This window comes from Streptomyces sp. NPDC046881 (assembly GCF_040645015.1).
Taxonomy (GTDB): Bacteria; Actinomycetota; Actinomycetes; order Streptomycetales; family Streptomycetaceae; genus Streptomyces.
In genome coordinates this window covers 1-17,046 of sequence record NZ_JBEYXJ010000145.1, presented here as the reverse complement: position 1 = coordinate 17,046, position 17,046 = coordinate 1, and the positions used below count along the sequence as shown (strand labels likewise).

Sequence of the window (17,046 nt, the reverse complement as noted above, 5' to 3'; positions counted from 1 at the left end):
CCCGCCTCTCGGCGTGTGCGGCCGGGCAGGGGCCGTCACCGCGGAACGCGGACCACGCCCTCCTGGATGACCGAGATGGCGAGCCGTCCGTCCTGGGTGTAGATGCGGGCCTGACCGAGGCCGCGGCCGCCGTGCGCGGACGGCGACTCCTGGTCGTACAGCAGCCATTCGTCGGCGCGGAAGGGCCGGTGGAACCACATCGCGTGGTCCAGGGACGCCCCGACGACGTCCCCGACGGCCCAGCCGCCGCGCCCGTGCGCGAGCAGCACCGAGTCGAGCAGGGTCATGTCGGAGACGTAGGTGGCGAGGACGACGTGCAGCAGGGGGTCGTCGTCGAGTTTGCCGTTGGTGCGGAACCACACCTGGGAGTGCGGCTCGCGCGGCTCGCCGTACTGCCCGTACGGCGGTTCGTCCACGTACCTCAGGTCGATCGCCTCGCGCGCCTCCAGGAACCGCTCCACCACCTCGGGCGCCAGGTGGCCGTAGCCGCGCAGCCGCTCGTGGGAGGTGGGCAGGGTCGCCGGGTCGGGTGCGGCGGGCATGGGCGCCTGGTGTTCCAGTCCCTCCTCGTACGCCTGGAAGGAGGCCGAGAGGTGGAAGATCGGCTTGCCGTGCTGGACGGCGACCACCCGGCGGGTGGTGAAGGACCGGCCGTCCCGGATGCGGTCCACGGTGTAGACGATCGGCGCGCCCGGGTCCCCGGGGCGCAGGAAGTACGCGTGCAGGGAGTGGGCGGGCCGGTCCGCGGGGACCGTCCGCCCCGCGGCGACCAGCGCCTGCGCCGCGACCTGCCCGCCGAAGACGCGCGGGACGACGGCGGAGCGGGACCGTCCGCGGAAGATGTTCTCCTCGATCTGCTCCAGGTCGAGCAGATCGAGGAGATCCTGGAGTGCCTGGCTCATGGCGTCAGTTGTACCGGCCAGTGATCGCGTGTCGGTGTCGTGGGCCTTACAGGCCCATGTCCTTGGCGATGATCGTCTTCATGATCTCGCTGGTGCCGCCGTAGATGCGGTTGACGCGGTTGTCCGCGTACAGGCGGGCGATCGGGTACTCGTTCATGTAGCCGTAGCCGCCGTGCAGCTGGAGGCAGCGGTCGATGACGCGGTGGGCGACCTCGGTGCAGAACAGCTTGGCGGAGGCGGCCTCGGCGGGCGTCAGCTCGCCGGCGTCCAGCGCCTCGGTGGCGCGGTCGGCGACGGCCTCGGCCGCGTCCACCTCGGCCTGGCAGGCGGCCAGCTCGAACTTGGTGTTCTGGAAGTGCGCGACCGGCTTGCCGAAGACCGTGCGCTCCTGCACGTACTGCTTGGCGAACCGGACGGCGGCCTTGGCCTGCGCGTAGGCGCCGAAGGCGATGCCCCAGCGCTCGGAGGCCAGGTTGTGGCCGAGGTAGTAGAAGCCCTTGTTCTCCTCGCCGAGCAGGTCCTCGACCGGGACCTTGACGTCGACGAAGGCCAGCTCGGCGGTGTCGGAGGTGCGCAGGCCGAGCTTGTCCAGCTTGCGGCCGACGGAGTAGCCCTCGGACTTGGTGTCCACGGCGAACAGGGAGATGCCGTGCCGGCGGTCCTCGGCGGTGGGCGCGGCGGTGCGGGCGCAGACGATCACCTTGTCGGCGTGCACGCCACCGGTGATGAAGGTCTTGGCACCGTTGAGGACGTAGTGCGTGCCGTCCTCGCTCAGCTTGGCGGTGGTCTTCATGCCCGCGAGGTCGGAACCGGTGCCCGGCTCCGTCATCGCGATGGCCCACATCTCCTCGCCCGTGACGAACTTGGGCAGGTAGCGCTTCTTCTGCTCGTCGGTGGCGAGCATCTTGATGTAGGGCAGGGCGAGCAGCACGTGCACGCCGGAGCCGCCGAAGTTGATGCCCGCGCGGGCGGTCTCCTCGTAGATGACCGCTTCGAACTTGTGGGTGTCCAGGCCCGCGCCGCCGAACTCCTCCGGCACGCTGATGCCGAAGACCCCCAGCTCGCCGAGCTTGTAGTAGAAGTCGCGCGGCGCCTGGCCGGCGGCGAACCACTCGTCGTACACCGGGACGACCTCGGCCTCGATGAAGGCGCGAAGGGTCTCCCGGAACGCCTCGTGATCCTCGTTGAACACCGTACGGCGCACGCCGCCACCTCCACGAACCTGACATCGGCATGTCTAAGCGCTTGCTCACTCACCGTACCGGCGAGTACGGAACCCCGTCCAGAGGGGTTCCGCCGTAATGCTCGTCACGCCCGGTCGCCCTCGGGCCGCAGCCGCAGGACCGCTTCCCAGTCCAGGTCCTGCCGGTACGTCACGGCGCCCTGGCGGTACCGGACGCGGTAGCCGGACAGATCCTCGTGGACGGGGCCGGTCACCCTGACCCGGGCGAGCACGTAGGCGTCCGCCCGGCCGTGCGCCGGCACGCGGATGGGCCGGACGGCGTGCACCCGCACCCCGGGGGCCAGGTCCGCGAAGTCCTCGTCGTCCGAGACGAACAGGCCCTGGCCGCCCGTCTCCTCCACCGTGACCACGCCGTAGCGCAGCACCCGCAGGCCCGCCGGCACGTGCAGCCACTCGGTGCGCAGCAGCGTGAGCGGCCGGCCGGTCACGTTCTCCTGGACCGGCATGCTCACCCAGTACTCGGTGCCGACCCGGACGTGCGGGAAGCCGATCGCGTTCCCGGTCTCGGCCAGCCCGCGCCCCTGCGCGTAGTCCCGCGCCCGGTCGCCTCCGGCCGCGGCCGTCAGCGCCCCCGCGACGACGAGCGCGCCAACCGCTCGCAGCACTCTCGTACGCGTTCTTCCACGGGCCGTGTCGGTCTCCACGGCTCCCCCCTCCACTCGGTGCAGGGGAGCATCAGATCACGCCACTGACCTGCGACGACGGTCCGGTCCCGCTACTCCTGGCCGGCCGCTTCGAACGCACCCCGCGCCATCCGGTGCAGCAGGACCGCCGTCGTCTGGCGGCCGGGGAGCGTGCCGGCGCGGCCGAGGTGGGGGGTGGAGTTGAGCAGGCCGAAGACCGAGTGGACGGCGGAGCGGGCGGCCGGCTCGGTCAGTCCGGGGTACACCTCGCGGACCACCTCCACCCACAGCTCGACGTACTGCCGCTGGAGCTGCCGCACCAGCTTGCGGTCGCTGTCGCGCAGGCGGTCCAGCTCGCGGTCGTGCAGGGTGATGAGCGGGCGGTCGTCCAGGGCAAAGTCGATGTGGCCCTCGATCAGGGAGTCGAGGACGCGGGTCGCCGGCACCCCGCCGGCCTCGGCCAGCCGCCGCTTGGCACCGGTGAGCAGCTGCCCGCTGATGCCGACCAGCAGCTCGGCGAGCATCGCGTCCTTGCCCGGGAAGTGCCGGTACAGACCGGGGCCGCTGATGCCGACCGCGGCGCCTATCTCGTCGACACCGACGCCATGGAAGCCGCGCTCGGCGAAGAGCCGGGCGGCCTCCTTGAGGATCTGCTCGCGGCGGGTCGTGGCGTCGGTTCTGGTGACCATGCGGTCAATTCTAGACAGCGAGGTTAGCGGTCGTTAACCTGATGGAAATGGTTAACGCTCATTAACTGGTTCGATCACCAGGTGAGGGGACCGCAGGATGCAGGAGGCACCGGAGCTGACGAGCGCGGCAGACCCCGCGTCGGAGGCCTGGCGGGCCAATGAACAGGCCCATCTCGCCCTCGTGGAGGAGTTGCGCGCCAAGCTGGCCGAGGCGGCCCTCGGCGGCGGCGAGAAGGCGCGGGCGCGGCACACCGCGCGCGGCAAGCTGCTGCCGAGGGACAGGGTGGACACGCTGCTCGACCCGGGCTCGCCCTTCCTGGAGCTGGCCCCGCTCGCGGCCGACGGGATGTACGAGGGGCAGGCACCGGCCGCCGGCGTGATCGCCGGCATCGGGCGCGTCAGCGGGCGCGAGTGCGTGATCGTGGCGAACGACGCCACGGTCAAGGGCGGCACGTACTACCCGATGACGGTGAAGAAGCACCTGCGCGCGCAGGAGGTGGCCCTGGACAACCGGCTGCCGTGCGTCTACCTGGTCGACTCCGGCGGGGCCTTCCTGCCGATGCAGGACGAGGTCTTCCCGGACCGGGACCACTTCGGCCGGATCTTCTACAACCAGGCCCGGATGTCCGGCGCCGGCATCCCGCAGATCGCGGCCGTCCTCGGCTCCTGCACGGCCGGCGGGGCGTACGTCCCGGCGATGAGCGACGAGGCCGTGATCGTCCGCAACCAGGGCACGATCTTCCTCGGCGGGCCGCCCCTGGTGAAGGCGGCCACCGGCGAGGTCGTCACCGCCGAGGAGCTGGGCGGCGGCGAGGTGCACTCCCGGGTCTCCGGGGTCACCGACCACCTCGCGGAGGACGACGCGCACGCCCTGCGGATCGTCCGGAACATCGTGGCCACGCTGCCCGCCCGGCGCTCCCTGCCCTGGGACGTCCAGCCGTCCGTGGAGCCCAAGGTCGACCCCTACGGGCTGTACGGCGCCGTCCCGGTCGACTCCCGCACCCCCTACGACGTCCGCGAGATCATCGCGCGCGTGGTCGACGGCTCCCGGTTCGCCGAGTTCAAGAGCGAGTTCGGGCAGACCCTGGTCACCGGGTTCGCCCGGATCCACGGCCACCCGGTCGGGATCGTGGCCAACAACGGCATCCTGTTCGCCGAGTCCGCCCAGAAGGGCGCCCACTTCATCGAGCTGTGCGACCAGCGCGGCATCCCGCTGGTGTTCCTGCAGAACATCTCCGGCTTCATGGTCGGCAAGGACTACGAGGCGGGCGGCATCGCCAAGCACGGCGCCAAGATGGTGACCGCGGTGGCCTGCACGCGCGTACCGAAGCTGACGGTCGTCGTCGGCGGCTCCTACGGCGCGGGCAACTACTCGATGTGCGGCCGGGCCTACTCGCCGCGCTTCCTGTGGATGTGGCCCAACGCCAAGATCTCCGTCATGGGCGGCGAGCAGGCCGCCAGCGTCCTGGCCACCGTCAAGCGCGACCAGCTGGAAGCGCGCGGAGAGGAGTGGCCCGGCGAGGAGGAAGAGGCCTTCAAGGCGCCCATCCGCGCGCAGTACGAGCGCCAGGGCAACGCCTACTACGCCACCGCCCGCCTGTGGGACGACGGCGTGATCGACCCGCTGGACACCCGTCAGGTCCTCGGCCTTGCCCTGACGGCCTGCGCCAACGCGCCGCTGGGAGATCCCCAGTTCGGCATCTTCCGGATGTGAGGAGGGGAACCGTGTTCGACACAGTGCTGGTGGCCAACCGGGGCGAGATCGCCGTACGCGTCATCCGTACGCTCCGCTCGCTGGGCGTGCGCTCGGTGGCGGTCTTCTCCGACGCCGACGCCGACGCACGGCACGTCCGGGAGGCCGACACGGCGGTACGGATCGGCCCGGCGCCGGCCGCCGAGAGCTACCTGTCGGTGGAGCGGCTGCTGGAGGCCGCCGCCCGCACCGGCGCCCAGGCCGTCCACCCGGGGTACGGCTTCCTCGCCGAGAACGCGGGCTTCGCGCGCGCGTGCGAGGAGGCGGGGCTGGTCTTCATCGGCCCGCCGGCCGACGCGATCGCGCTCATGGGCGACAAGATCCGCGCCAAGGAGACGGTGAAGGCGGCCGGGGTGCCGGTCGTGCCCGGCGGGCGTGACCCCGAACTGGCGGCGGCGGCCCGCGAGCTGGGCGCGCCCGTGCTGCTGAAGCCGTCCGCCGGCGGTGGCGGCAAGGGCATGCGGCTGGTGCGGGACATGAGCGTGCTGGAGGAGGAGATCGCCGCCGCCCGCCGCGAGGCCCGCGCCTCCTTCGGCGACGACACCCTGCTGGTGGAGCGGTGGGTCGACCGGCCCCGGCACATCGAGATCCAGGTGCTGGCCGACGGCCACGGCAACGTGGTCCACCTCGGCGAGCGCGAGTGCTCCCTCCAGCGGCGCCACCAGAAGATCATCGAGGAGGCGCCGAGCGTCCTGCTGGACGAGGGGACGCGGGCCGCGATGGGCGCGGCGGCCGTGCAGGCGGCCCGCTCGTGCGGGTACCGGGGCGCGGGCACGGTGGAGTTCATCGTCCCGGGCGGCGACCCGTCGTCGTACTACTTCATGGAGATGAACACCCGTCTCCAGGTGGAGCACCCGGTGACCGAACTCGTCACCGGGCTCGACCTGGTCGAGTGGCAGCTGCGGGTGGCGGCCGGGGAGCGGCTGGGCTTCGCGCAGGAGGACCTGCGCCTGACCGGGCACGCCGTGGAGGCCCGGATCTGCGCCGAGGACCCCGCGCGCGGGTTCCTGCCGTCCGGCGGCACGGTGCTGCTGCTGGACGAGCCGCAGGGCGACGGCGTCCGCACCGACTCCGGGCTGAGCGAGGGCACCGAGGTGGGCAGCCTCTACGACCCGATGCTGTCCAAGGTGATCGCCTACGGCCCCGACCGCGCGACGGCGCTGCGCAGGCTGCGGGCGGCCCTCGCGGAGACGGTCACGCTGGGCGTGCAGACCAACGCGGGCTTCCTGCGTCGGCTGCTGGCCCATCCGGCGGTGGTGGCGGGCGAGCTGGACACCGGTCTGGTCGAGCGGGTGGTGGACGAGCTGGTCCCCGCCGAGGTGCCGGAGGAGGTGTACGAGGCGGCGGCGGCCGTGCGGCTCGCCGCGCTGCAACCGCGCGCGGAGGGCTGGACCGACCCCTTCTCGGTGCCGAGCGGCTGGCGGCTGGGCGGCACCCCGAAGCCGCCGTCCTTCCCGCTGCGGGTGCAGGACCCGGTGACCCACACGCCCCGCGGTGTCCACACGGTCACCGGGGACCGGGTGTCCGTCACCCTCGACGGCGTCCGGCACACCTTCCGCCGCGCCGGCGACTGGCTGGGCCGCGACGGCGACGCCTGGCACGTGCGCGACCACGACCCGGTCGCCGCGTCCCTGAACCGCTCGGCCCACGCGGGCGCCGACTCGCTGACCGCGCCCATGCCCGGCACGGTGACGGTGGTGAAGGTGGCCGTCGGGGACGAGGTCGCCGCCGGGCAGAGCCTGCTGGTCGTGGAGGCGATGAAGATGGAGCACGTCATCTCCGCCCCGCACGCCGGCACGGTCGCCGAGCTGGACGTGACGCCGGGCACCACGGTCGCCATGGACCAGGTGCTGGCCGTCATCGCACCGCACGAGGAGGTGGCGCAGTGACCGCCGAGGGACTGCCCATGGTCGTGCCGGCCCCGGATCTGCCCGCGCGGGTGCGGATCCACGAGGTCGGCGCACGCGACGGACTGCAGAACGAGAAGACGGCCGTGCCGACGGCGGTGAAGGCGGAGTTCATCCGCCGGCTGGCCGGCGCGGGCCTGACCACGATCGAGGCGACGAGCTTCGTGCACCCCAAGTGGGTGCCCCAGCTCGCGGACGCCGAGGAGCTGTTCCCGCTGGTCCGGGAGCTGGACGCCGACCTGCCGGTGCTGGTGCCCAACCAGCGCGGGCTGGACCGGGCGCTGGCCCTCGGCGCCGGGCGCGTCGCCGTGTTCGCCAGCGCCACCGAGTCCTTCGCGAAGGCCAACCTCAACCGCACGCTGGACGAGTCGCTGGCGGTGTTCGAGCCGGTGGTGCGACAGGCCAAGGACCGGGGCGTGCACGTGCGCGGCTATGTGTCGATGTGCTTCGGCGACCCGTGGGAGGGCGCGGTGCCGCTGCACCAGGTGGCCCGCGTCTGCACGGCCCTGCGGGACATGGGCTGCGACGAGCTGAGCCTCGGCGACACGATCGGGGTGGCGACCCCGGGCCATGTGCTCGAACTGCTCTCCCTGCTGAACGAGGAGGGCGTGCCGACGAACGTGATCGGCGTGCACTTCCACGACACCTACGGCCAGGCGCTGGCCAACACGCTGGCCGCGCTGCAGCACGGCGTGACCACGGTCGACGCCTCCGCGGGCGGGCTCGGCGGCTGCCCGTACGCCAAGTCCGCCACCGGCAACCTCGCCACCGAAGACCTCGTCTGGATGCTGCACGGACTCGGCATCGAGACGGGGGTCGACCTCGGCCGTCTGACCGCCACCAGCGTGTGGATGGCCGAACAGCTGGGCCGGCCCAGCCCGTCCCGTACCGTCCGCGCTCTCTCCCACAAGGACCAGTGATCAGCATGGACCACCGCCTCAGCCCCGAGCTGGAGGAACTCCGCCGTACGGTCGAGCAGTTCGCGCACGACGTCGTGGCGCCGAAGATCGGCGACTTCTACGAGCGGCACGAGTTCCCGTACGAGATCGTCCGGGAGATGGGCCGCATGGGCCTGTTCGGGCTGCCGTTCCCCGAGGAGTACGGCGGGATGGGCGGCGACTACCTGGCCCTGGGCCTCGTGCTGGAGGAGCTGGCCCGCGTCGACTCCTCGGTGGCCATCACGCTGGAGGCGGGGGTGTCGCTGGGTGCGATGCCGATCCACCTCTTCGGCACGGAGGAGCAGAAGCGGCAGTGGCTGCCCCGGCTCTGTTCCGGCGAGATCCTGGGCGCGTTCGGCCTGACCGAGCCGGACGGCGGCAGCGACGCCGGGGCGACCCGTACCACGGCCCGCCTGGACCCGGACACCGACGAGTGGGTGATCAACGGCACGAAGTGCTTCATCACCAACTCCGGTACGGACATCACGGGCCTGGTGACGGTGACCGCGGTGACCGGCCGCAAGCCGGACGGCAGGCCGGAGATCTCGGCGATCATCGTCCCGTCCGGCACGCCGGGCTTCACGGTGGCGGCGCCGTACTCGAAGGTCGGCTGGAACGCCTCCGACACCCGTGAGCTGTCCTTCGCCGACGTCCGGGTGCCCGCCGCCAACCTGCTGGGCGAACAGGGCCGCGGCTACGCCCAGTTCCTGCGCATCCTGGACGAGGGCCGCATCGCGATCGCCGCCCTCGCCACGGGCCTGGCGCAGGGCTGCGTGGACGAGTCGGTGAAGTACGCCAGGGAACGCCACGCGTTCGGCAGGCCCATCGGCGCCAACCAGGCCATCCAGTTCAAGATCGCCGACATGGAGATGAAGGCCCACACGGCCCGTCTGGCCTGGCGCGACGCGGCCAGCCGCCTGGTGGCCGGCGAACCCTTCAAGAAGGAGGCGGCCCTGGCCAAGCTGCACTCCTCCACGGTCGCCGTGGACAACGCCCGCGAGGCCACCCAGATCCACGGCGGCTACGGCTTCATGAACGAGTACCCGGTGGCCCGCATGTGGCGCGACTCCAAGATCCTGGAGATCGGCGAGGGCACGAGCGAGGTCCAGCGCATGCTGATCGCCCGCGAACTGGGCCTGGTGAGCTGAGCCCCGCACGGGACCGGCACCGCACGGCTGCCGGTCCCGTGTCACCGTGCGCCGTCACCGCCGTCGTCCGCACGGGTGCGCCGGGCCTCGGCCACGACGCGGCGCCAGGAGCGGATCACGTCGGGCACCTGGTCCAGGAGCCCCTACAGGGCGGACAGGGCCGCGGACACGACGCCTGCCGTGCCCAGAATCACCAGGATGATCTGCAGATCCACGCTCGGGTTCCTCCCGCGCCGGAGGGTGGCCGAGCCGAGGGCGAACCGCATGCTGGAGGGCAGGTGTCTCAGGCCGACCACCCGGAATTTCGGATGACCAACTGAGGCCCTGCCGACGTACAGGCCGTGTATGCGGTTGTCGCGATTGACGCGGCGTCGGCTGTGCCGGCCGCCACGCCCGAAAGGGACGTCGGACCCATTCCCGTCGCAGCCGGCTGTGCCGGCCGTGCAGTGCCGACTGTAGCCGCGCGGCCCCCGGTCTGTCCGCCGTACCGCCAACTCCCGGGCCCCGAAGGCCTTCCGCAGGCCCCGCACCGGACGGGCGGGCGGCCGGGAGCGCTCTGGACATCAGCTGAGGTTAGGCTAACCTACCTTGGAACTTGTCCGGCGGGCGCTTCGCCCCGGTCGAAAGCAGTCATACCCATGCCCCTTGCCCGTGCCACCCACCTCACTCGCCGCGGCCTGCTCGCCGCCGGCGGCGCCCTCGGTCTCGGTGCCGCGCTCGCCGCCTGCGGGGACGACAAGGGCAAAGACAGTGGCTCGGACGCGGGGGCGAAGGGCGGGAAGTCCGGCCCCTGGTCCTTCAAGGACGACCGCGGCACGACCGTGAAGCTGGACAAGGTCCCCGCGAACATCGTCGCGTTCACCGGTGCCGGCGCCGCGCTGTACGACTACGGCATCCAGGTGAAGGGTGTCTTCGGCCCGACGAGGACCACCGCCGGCAAGCCCGACGTCCAGGCCGGCGACATGGACATCAGCAAGGTGACGGTCCTGGGCAACGCCTGGGGCCAGTTCAGCATCGAGAAGTACGCCTCCCTCGCCCCGGACGTGCTCGTCACCACGATGTTCGACGACGCCGGCACCCTCTGGTACGTCCCCGAGGAGTCGAAGAAGAAGATCGCCCAGCTGGCCCCCAGCGTCGGCATCTCCGTCTACGACCGCCAGCTCACCCAGCCGCTGCAGCGCATGTGGGACCTCGCCGAGTCGCTCGGCGCGGACATGAAGGCCGCGAAGGTCACCGACGCCAAGAAGCGCTTCGAGGACGCGGCCGCCCGGCTGCGCGCGGCCGCCAAGGCCAAGCCCGGCCTCAAGGTGATGGCCGGTTCCGCGAGCGACCAGCTGTTCTACGTCTCGGGCACCAACCTCTCCATCGACCTGGAGTACTTCAAGGCCCTCGGCGTGAACTTCGTGGAGCCGCCGGAGAGCGCAAAGGAGCAGGGCGGCTGGTACGAGTCCCTCAGCTGGGAGAACGTCGACAAGTACCGGGCCGACATCATCATGATGGACGACCGCTCCTCGGCCATCCAGCCCGCCGACATCACCAAGGCCACCTGGAAGAAGCTGCCCGCGGTCAAGGCCGGGCAGGTCATCCCCCGCTCCCCCGAGCCGATCCTGTCGTACGACAAGTGCGTGCCGCTGCTGACGAACCTGGCCGAGGCCCTGGAGAAGGCCAAGAAGGTCAGCTGACCCCGACAGAGCCCTGACCCCCACTCTCAGGAGCCCACATGACGACGGCCGTAGCCGCCCCGTTCCGTTTCTTCGCTCTCCAGGTCGTACGGACGAGGCGGCTCGGTCCGTCTCTGGTCCGGGTCACCTTCGGCGGAGCCGATCTGCACGCCTTCCACTCCGACGGGCGGGACCAGTCCCTGTCGCTCTTCCTGCCGCACCCCGGACAGAGCGAACCCGTCGTTCCGCTGGAGCTGGGCGACGGCTGGTGGCAGGGCTGGCGGGAACTCCCGGACGACGTACGGGCCGTGATGCGCTCGTACACGCTCAGGGCGCTGCGCCGGGACCCCGACGAGATCGACATCGACTTCGCGCTGCACGGCGTCGAGCCGGGGGCCGCCACGCCCGCCGGACCGGCCTCCCGCTGGGCCGCGCGGGCCGCCGCCGGCGACCGGGTGCTGCTGCTCGGGCCCGCCGTCGCCGACAACCGGGCGATCCGGTTCCGCCCGCCCGAGGACACCGGGCTCGTCGTGCTGTGCGGCGACGAGACCGCCGTACCGGCCGCGACCGCGATCCTGGAGGCCCTGCCCGCCGGCACCCGGGTCCGGGCCTGGCTGGAGGTGCCGCACGCCGGTGACGTCCAGGACGTGCGCACCGAGGCGGACGCGGAGATCACGTGGCTCGTACGGCACGACGGGTCCCCCATGGCCGTCGACGCCGTACGGGCCGCCCACCTCACCGGCGCCGAGCGGGCGTACGTGTGGCTCGCGGGCGAGTCCGGCCAGGTCAAGGCGCTGCGGCGGCACTTCGTCGGCGAGCGCGGGGTGGACCGGCGGCGCGTCACCTTCGTCGGCTACTGGCGGCAGGGCATGACGGAGGAACAGCTCCGGGCCGCGGAGTAGCACCGGGCGCACCCCCTTCCGGGACACCGGTTGCGGACAGGTGCGCCTCGAACCGCGGAAGTTAGGTTAGGCTAACCTAAGTTGATCCCGACGGACCGTCCCCTCGGAGGACCCCCACATGCGCTCGCACCTGCTCAATGGCCTCACCGCGGAGCACTACCGCCGCTCCGTGACCGAAGGAGTCGAGCGGGTGGCGGCCAAACTCGCCACCACCGACCGTCCGTTCACCGGCGTCACCGTGGACGCCCTCTCCCCCGCCATCGACGCGATCGACCTGGACCGCCCGCTGGGCAACACCGCCGCCGTGCTGGACGAGCTGGAGGACGTCTACCTCCGCGACGCGGTCTACTTCCACCACCCCCGCTACCTCGCCCACCTCAACTGCCCGGTCGTCATCCCGGCAGTGCTCGGCGAGGCCGTGCTCTCCGCGGTCAACTCCTCGCTGGACACCTGGGACCAGTCGGCCGGCGGCACCCTCATCGAGCGCAAACTGATCGACTGGACGGCCGCCCGCATCGGCCTCGGCCCGGCCGCCGACGGCGTCTTCACCTCCGGCGGCACCCAGTCCAACCTGCAGGCGCTGCTGCTGGCCCGGGAGGAGGCCAAGCCGGGGCGGGAAGGGTGGGACGAGGGGTCCCCGCTCGCGAAACTGCGGATCTTCGCCTCCGAGGTCAGCCACTTCAGCGTGAAGAAGTCCGCCACACTGCTCGGCCTCGGGCCGGACGCCGTCGTGGTGATCCCCGTCGACCACGACAAGCGCATGCAGACGGTCGCCCTCGCCCACGAGCTGGAGCGCTGCACGCGGGACGGTCTGGTCCCGATGGCCGTCGTGGCCACCGCCGGCACCACCGACTTCGGCTCCATCGACCCGCTGCCGGAGATCGCCGGGCTGTGCGCCCAGTACGGCGTCTGGATGCACGTGGACGCGGCCTACGGCTGCGGGCTGCTCGCCTCCCTGAAGTACCGGGACCGCCTCGACGGCATCGAGCGCGCCGACTCGGTCACCGTCGACTACCATAAGTCCTTCTTCCAGCCGGTCAGTTCCTCCGCCGTGCTGGTCCGGGACGCCGCCACGCTGCGGCACGCCACCTACCACGCGGAGTACCTCAACCCGCGCCGCATGGTGCAGGAACGTATTCCCAACCAGGTGGACAAGTCCCTCCAGACCACCCGCCGCTTCGACGCCCTCAAGCTGTGGATGACGCTGCGCACGATGGGCGCCGACGGCATCGGGCAGCTCTTCGACGAGGTGTGCGACCTGGCCCGGGAGGGCTGGAAGCTGCTGGCCGCCGACCCCCGCTACGACGTCGTCGTCGAGCCGAGCCTGTCCACCCTCGTCTTCCGTTACATCCCGGCGGCCGTCACCGACCCGGCCGAGATCGACCGCGCCAACCTCTACGCCCGCAAGGCCCTGTTCGCCTCCGGTGACGCCGTGGTCGCGGGCACCAAGGTGGCCGGCCGCCACTACCTGAAGTTCACCCTGCTCAACCCCGAGACACAGGCGGACGACATCTCCGCCGTCCTCGATCTGATCGCCGGCCATGCCGAGCAGTACCTGGGAGAGTCCCTTGACCGCGCGTCCTGAAGCCCCGCACCGGATCCACGACTTCGTGGGGATCGGGCTCGGCCCCTTCAACCTCGGCCTCGCCTGCCTGACCGAGCCGATCGCCGAACTGGACGGCGTCTTCCTGGAGTCCAAGCCCGACTTCGAGTGGCACGCCGGCATGTTCCTGGACGGCGCCCACCTCCAGACCCCGTTCATGTCGGACCTGGTCACCCTGGCCGACCCGACCTCGCCGTACTCCTTCCTGAACTACCTGAAGGAGAAGGGCAGACTGTACTCGTTCTACATACGCGAGAACTTCTACCCGCTGCGGGTCGAGTACGACGACTACTGCCGCTGGGCCGCCGGGCAGCTGAGCAGCGTCCGCTTCGGCACCACGGTCACCGAGGTGACGTACGAGGACGAGCTGTACGTCGTCCGCACCGGGGCCGGGGACACCTACCGCGCGCGGCACCTGGTGCTCGGCACCGGCACGGTCCCCTTCGTGCCGGAGGCGTGCCGGGGACTCGGCGGGGACTTCCTGCACAACTCCCGGTACATGCACCGCAAGGCGGAGCTGCTGAAGAAGAAGTCCGTCACGATCGTCGGCAGCGGGCAGAGCGCGGCCGAGATCTACTTCGAGCTGCTCTCCGAGATCGACGTCCACGGCTACCAGCTCAACTGGGTCACGCGTTCCCCGCGGTTCTTCCCGCTGGAGTACACCAAACTGACCCTGGAGATGACCTCCCCGGACTACATCGACTACTTCCGGGCGCTGCCCGAGGAGACCCGCTACCGGCTGGAGAAGCAGCAGAAGGGCCTGTTCAAGGGCATCAACTCGGACCTCGTCGACTCGATCTTCGACCTGCTGTACCAGAAGAACGTCGAGAGCGGCGACCGCCCGGTGCCCACCCGGCTGCTCACCAACTCCACGCTGCGCACGGCGGCGTACCAGGACGGCACGTACACGCTCGGCTTCCACCAGGACGAACAGGGCAAGGACTTCGAGATCCGCACCGAGGGCCTGGTCCTGGCCACCGGCTACCACTACACCCCGCCGGCCTTCCTGGACCCGGTCCGCGACCGCCTGCTCTTCGACGGGCACGGCCGCTTCGACGTCGCCCGCAACTACGCCATCGACGTCACCGGCCGCGGGGTCTTCCTCCAGAACGCCGGCGTCCACACGCACAGCATCACCAGTCCCGACCTGGGCATGGGCGCGTACCGGAACGCCTGCATCATCCGTGAGCTGCTCGGCACGGAGTACTACCCGGTCGAGAAGACCATCGCATTCCAGGAGTTCGCGGTATGACCAGCACACCCCCGGCCTTCACGTTCCGCCCCGTCGACCCGCTGACGGACGCCGAGCTGCTGCACTCCTGGGTCACCCACCCCAAGGCGGCCTTCTGGATGATGCAGGACGCGCGGCTGGAGGACGTCGAGCGCGCCTACATGGAGATCGCGGCCGACGAGCACCACGACGCGCTGCTCGGGCTGCTCGGCGGCACCCCCGCCTTCCTGATGGAGAAGTACGACCCCGCGCACCGGGAGCTGGCCGGGCTGTACGAGCCGCGGTCGGGCGACGTCGGCATGCACTTCCTCACCCCGGCCACCGACACCCCCGTGCACGGGTTCACCAGGGCCGTCATCACCGCCGTGATGTTCCGTCTCTTCGAGGACCCCTCGGTGCAGCGGGTCGTCGTCGAGCCGGACGTCCGCAACACGGCCGTGCACGCCCTGAACGCGGCCGTCGGGTTCGTGCCCGAGCGGGAGATCGACAAGCCGGAGAAGCGGGCCCTGCTGAGCTTCTGCACCCGCGAACAGTTCGAGAAGGCGGTGACCGCATGACCCTCGCCGACGCCGTTGCCCACCTGTCCCCCGAGCGCTGGGCGACCGCCAACCGGCTGCTGCTGCGCAAGGCGCTCGCCGAGTTCGCGCACGAGCGGCTGATCACCCCGCAGGAGGACGGCGACGGGTACGTCGTCCGCAGCGACGACGGGCTCACCCGCTACCGGTTCCGGGCCGTGCGGCGGGCCCTGGACCACTGGCAGATCGACCCCGGATCCCTCACCCGGCACCGCGACGGCGAGGAACTCCCGCTGGCCGCGCTGGACTTCTTCATCGAACTGAAGGACTCCCTCGGCCTGAGCGACGAGATCCTGCCGGTGTACCTGGAGGAGATCTCCTCGACCCTGTCGGGCACCTGCTACAAGCTCACCAAGCCGCAGGTGACCTCCGCCGAGCTGGCCCGCAGCGGCTTCCAGGACGTCGAGACCGGGATGACCGAGGGCCACCCGTGCTTCGTCGCGAACAACGGGCGGCTCGGCTTCGGCATCCACGAGTACCTGTCGTACGCCCCCGAGACGGCGAGCCCGGTCCGGCTGGTGTGGCTGGCCGCGCACCGCTCACGGGCCGCGTTCACGGCCGGCGCCGGGATCGAGTACGAGTCGTTCCTGCGGGACGAGCTGGGCGAGAAGACGGTGGAGCGGTTCCGTGCCGTCCTCACCGACCGGGGCCTGGACCCGGCCGCGTACCTGTTCATCCCGGTCCACCCCTGGCAGTGGTGGAACAAGCTGAGCGTCACGTTCGCCGCCGAGGTGGCCCGCGGGCTGCTGGTCTGTCTCGGCGAGGGCGACGACGAGTACCTGGCCCAGCAGTCGATCCGGACCTTCTTCAACACCAGCGCCCCGCACAAGCACTACGTGAAGACGGCCCTGTCGGTGCTCAACATGGGTTTCATGCGCGGTCTGTCGGCCGCCTACATGGAGGCCACGCCGGCGATCAACGACTGGCTGGCCCGGCTGATCGACAGTGACCCGGTGCTGAGGTCCACCGGTCTGACGATCATCCGGGAGCGGGCCGCCGTCGGCTACCGGCACCTGGAGTACGAGCGGGCCACCGACCGCTACTCGCCGTACCGCAAGATGCTGGCCGCGCTGTGGCGGGAGAGCCCGGTGCCCTCGCTGCGGGACGGCGAGACCCTCGCGACCATGGCCTCCCTGCTGCACGTCGACCACCGGGGCGCCTCCCTCGCGGGCGCGCTGATCGAACGCTCGGGCCTGACGCCGGCCGAGTGGCTGCGGCGGTACCTGCGGGCCTACTACACCCCGCTGCTGCACAGCTTCTACGCCTACGACCTGGTGTTCATGCCGCACGGCGAGAACGTCATCCTGGTGCTGAAGGACGGCGCCGTGCAGCGGGCGGTGTACAAGGACATCGCCGAGGAGATCGCCGTCATGGACCCGGACGCGGCCCTGCCGCCGGAGGTGCGGCGGATCCGCGTGGAGGTCCCCGAGGACAAGAAGCTGCTGTCGCTCTTCACGGACGTCTTCGACTGCTTCTTCCGCTTCCTCGCCGCCCACCTCGCCGTCGAGGGCGTCCTGGCGGAGGACGACTTCTGGCGCACGGTCGCCGAGGTCACCCGCGAGTACCAGGAGGCGAACCCGGAACTGGCCGACAGGTTCCGCCAGTACGACATGTTCGCCCCCGAGTTCGCCCTGTCCTGCCTCAACCGCCTCCAGCTGCGCGACAACCGCCAGATGGTGGACCTCGCCGACCCGTCCGGGGCGCTCCAGCTGGTCGGCAGCCTGCGCAATCCCATCGCCGGCTTCTGACGGCGGCACGGACGGACGGGCACCCCGCGGTACGGTCCCCCCGGGGGGCCCGCCGGCGGGCACCGGGGCCGCCCCGGGGCCAGCGGGGGTGCGGTGTTTGGGGTTCGGCGGGCGGGCCCGCGC

Annotated in this window: 15 protein-coding genes; 10 read left to right on the top strand and 5 right to left on the bottom strand. The window is 71.3% G+C overall.

The features are described from left to right. Window positions 1-35 precede the first annotated feature (35 nt). The 4 genes from tesB to ABZ923_RS37675 all read right to left on the bottom strand — a co-directional run bounded on the left by tesB (window position 36) and on the right by ABZ923_RS37675 (window position 3,457). Window positions 36-902, bottom strand: coding sequence for an acyl-CoA thioesterase II (gene tesB / locus ABZ923_RS37690; RefSeq protein ID WP_361481674.1), 867 nt, complete (start codon window positions 900-902; stop codon window positions 36-38). Window positions 903-948: 46 nt separating this feature from the next. Beyond that, window positions 949-2,106: an acyl-CoA dehydrogenase family protein gene (locus ABZ923_RS37685; protein WP_361481672.1), complete on the bottom strand. Its 1,158-nt coding sequence runs from the start codon at window positions 2,104-2,106 to the stop codon at window positions 949-951. Window positions 2,107-2,210: 104 nt separating this feature from the next. Further along, complete coding sequence (locus tag ABZ923_RS37680) at window positions 2,211-2,750, bottom strand: hypothetical protein (RefSeq protein WP_361481669.1); 540 nt, start codon at window positions 2,748-2,750, stop codon at window positions 2,211-2,213. A 110-nt stretch (window positions 2,751-2,860) separates the two neighbouring features. Continuing rightward, the gene (locus ABZ923_RS37675) at window positions 2,861-3,457 is read right to left on the bottom strand and encodes a TetR/AcrR family transcriptional regulator (RefSeq protein ID WP_361481666.1); all 597 of its coding nucleotides are present in this window, start codon (window positions 3,455-3,457) and stop codon (window positions 2,861-2,863) included. Between the two features lie 97 nt (window positions 3,458-3,554). On the opposite strand from ABZ923_RS37675, the gene ABZ923_RS37670 reads away from it, so the two are divergent. From ABZ923_RS37670 to ABZ923_RS37655, 4 genes are read left to right on the top strand one after another with little or no spacing between them, the layout of a single operon-like run. After that, on the top strand, window positions 3,555-5,171 hold the full coding sequence (locus ABZ923_RS37670; protein WP_361481663.1) for a carboxyl transferase domain-containing protein: 1,617 nt from the start codon (window positions 3,555-3,557) through the stop codon (window positions 5,169-5,171). A gap of 11 nt (window positions 5,172-5,182) precedes the next feature. Continuing rightward, entirely contained in the window at window positions 5,183-7,099 is a 1,917-nt protein-coding gene (locus tag ABZ923_RS37665) for a biotin carboxylase N-terminal domain-containing protein (RefSeq protein WP_361481660.1), read from the top strand. Continuing rightward, the gene (locus ABZ923_RS37660; RefSeq protein ID WP_361481657.1) at window positions 7,096-8,037 is read left to right on the top strand and encodes a hydroxymethylglutaryl-CoA lyase; all 942 of its coding nucleotides are present in this window, start codon (window positions 7,096-7,098) and stop codon (window positions 8,035-8,037) included. Before ABZ923_RS37665 ends, ABZ923_RS37660 begins: the two co-directional genes overlap by 4 nt. 5 nt (window positions 8,038-8,042) lie before the next feature. Continuing rightward, window positions 8,043-9,203 carry an acyl-CoA dehydrogenase family protein gene (locus ABZ923_RS37655; RefSeq protein ID WP_361481654.1) on the top strand — a complete coding sequence of 387 codons (1,161 nt, stop codon included), beginning with the start codon at window positions 8,043-8,045 and terminating at the stop codon, window positions 9,201-9,203. A 143-nt stretch (window positions 9,204-9,346) separates the two neighbouring features. Here ABZ923_RS37655 and ABZ923_RS37650 read toward each other — a convergent pair whose 3' ends face one another. Beyond that, on the bottom strand, window positions 9,347-9,499 hold the full coding sequence (locus ABZ923_RS37650; protein ID WP_361481651.1) for a hypothetical protein: 153 nt from the start codon (window positions 9,497-9,499) through the stop codon (window positions 9,347-9,349). A gap of 342 nt (window positions 9,500-9,841) precedes the next feature. Here ABZ923_RS37650 and ABZ923_RS37645 point away from each other — a divergent pair, with 342 nt between their 5' ends. The 6 genes from ABZ923_RS37645 to ABZ923_RS37620 all read left to right on the top strand — a co-directional run bounded on the left by ABZ923_RS37645 (window position 9,842) and on the right by ABZ923_RS37620 (window position 16,923). Further along, complete coding sequence (locus tag ABZ923_RS37645; protein ID WP_361481649.1) at window positions 9,842-10,885, top strand: ABC transporter substrate-binding protein; 1,044 nt, start codon at window positions 9,842-9,844, stop codon at window positions 10,883-10,885. 38 nt (window positions 10,886-10,923) lie between these two features. Further along, on the top strand, window positions 10,924-11,766 hold the full coding sequence (locus ABZ923_RS37640; protein ID WP_361481646.1) for a siderophore-interacting protein: 843 nt from the start codon (window positions 10,924-10,926) through the stop codon (window positions 11,764-11,766). Between the two features lie 118 nt (window positions 11,767-11,884). Continuing rightward, a complete protein-coding gene (desA, locus tag ABZ923_RS37635; RefSeq protein WP_361481643.1) occupies window positions 11,885-13,351 on the top strand; it encodes a lysine decarboxylase DesA in 1,467 nt (488 codons plus the stop codon). Next, the gene (locus ABZ923_RS37630; RefSeq protein ID WP_361481640.1) at window positions 13,335-14,621 is read left to right on the top strand and encodes a lysine N(6)-hydroxylase/L-ornithine N(5)-oxygenase family protein; all 1,287 of its coding nucleotides are present in this window, start codon (window positions 13,335-13,337) and stop codon (window positions 14,619-14,621) included. The genes desA and ABZ923_RS37630 overlap by 17 nt, the downstream gene beginning before the upstream one ends. Next, window positions 14,618-15,157, top strand: a complete 540-nt coding sequence (locus ABZ923_RS37625; RefSeq protein WP_361481637.1) for a GNAT family N-acetyltransferase — start codon at window positions 14,618-14,620, stop codon at window positions 15,155-15,157. The genes ABZ923_RS37630 and ABZ923_RS37625 overlap by 4 nt, the downstream gene beginning before the upstream one ends. Beyond that, complete coding sequence (locus ABZ923_RS37620; protein WP_361481634.1) at window positions 15,154-16,923, top strand: IucA/IucC family siderophore biosynthesis protein; 1,770 nt, start codon at window positions 15,154-15,156, stop codon at window positions 16,921-16,923. Before ABZ923_RS37625 ends, ABZ923_RS37620 begins: the two co-directional genes overlap by 4 nt. The last annotated feature ends 123 nt before the right edge of the window (window positions 16,924-17,046 follow it).

Excerpts from the sequence above, each read along its gene's own strand:
- tesB (WP_361481674.1), bottom strand. The coding sequence starts at position 902 with ATGAGCCAGGCACTCCAGGATCTCCTCGATCTGCTCGACCTGGAGCAG.
- ABZ923_RS37675 (WP_361481666.1), bottom strand. The coding sequence starts at position 3,457 with ATGGTCACCAGAACCGACGCCACGACCCGCCGCGAGCAGATCCTCAAG.
- ABZ923_RS37670 (WP_361481663.1), top strand. The coding sequence starts at position 3,555 with ATGCAGGAGGCACCGGAGCTGACGAGCGCGGCAGACCCCGCGTCGGAG.
- ABZ923_RS37655 (WP_361481654.1), top strand. The coding sequence starts at position 8,043 with ATGGACCACCGCCTCAGCCCCGAGCTGGAGGAACTCCGCCGTACGGTC.
- ABZ923_RS37645 (WP_361481649.1), top strand. The coding sequence starts at position 9,842 with ATGCCCCTTGCCCGTGCCACCCACCTCACTCGCCGCGGCCTGCTCGCC.
- ABZ923_RS37640 (WP_361481646.1), top strand. The coding sequence starts at position 10,924 with ATGACGACGGCCGTAGCCGCCCCGTTCCGTTTCTTCGCTCTCCAGGTC.
- desA (WP_361481643.1), top strand. The coding sequence starts at position 11,885 with ATGCGCTCGCACCTGCTCAATGGCCTCACCGCGGAGCACTACCGCCGC.
- ABZ923_RS37625 (WP_361481637.1), top strand. The coding sequence starts at position 14,618 with ATGACCAGCACACCCCCGGCCTTCACGTTCCGCCCCGTCGACCCGCTG.
- ABZ923_RS37620 (WP_361481634.1), top strand. The coding sequence starts at position 15,154 with ATGACCCTCGCCGACGCCGTTGCCCACCTGTCCCCCGAGCGCTGGGCG.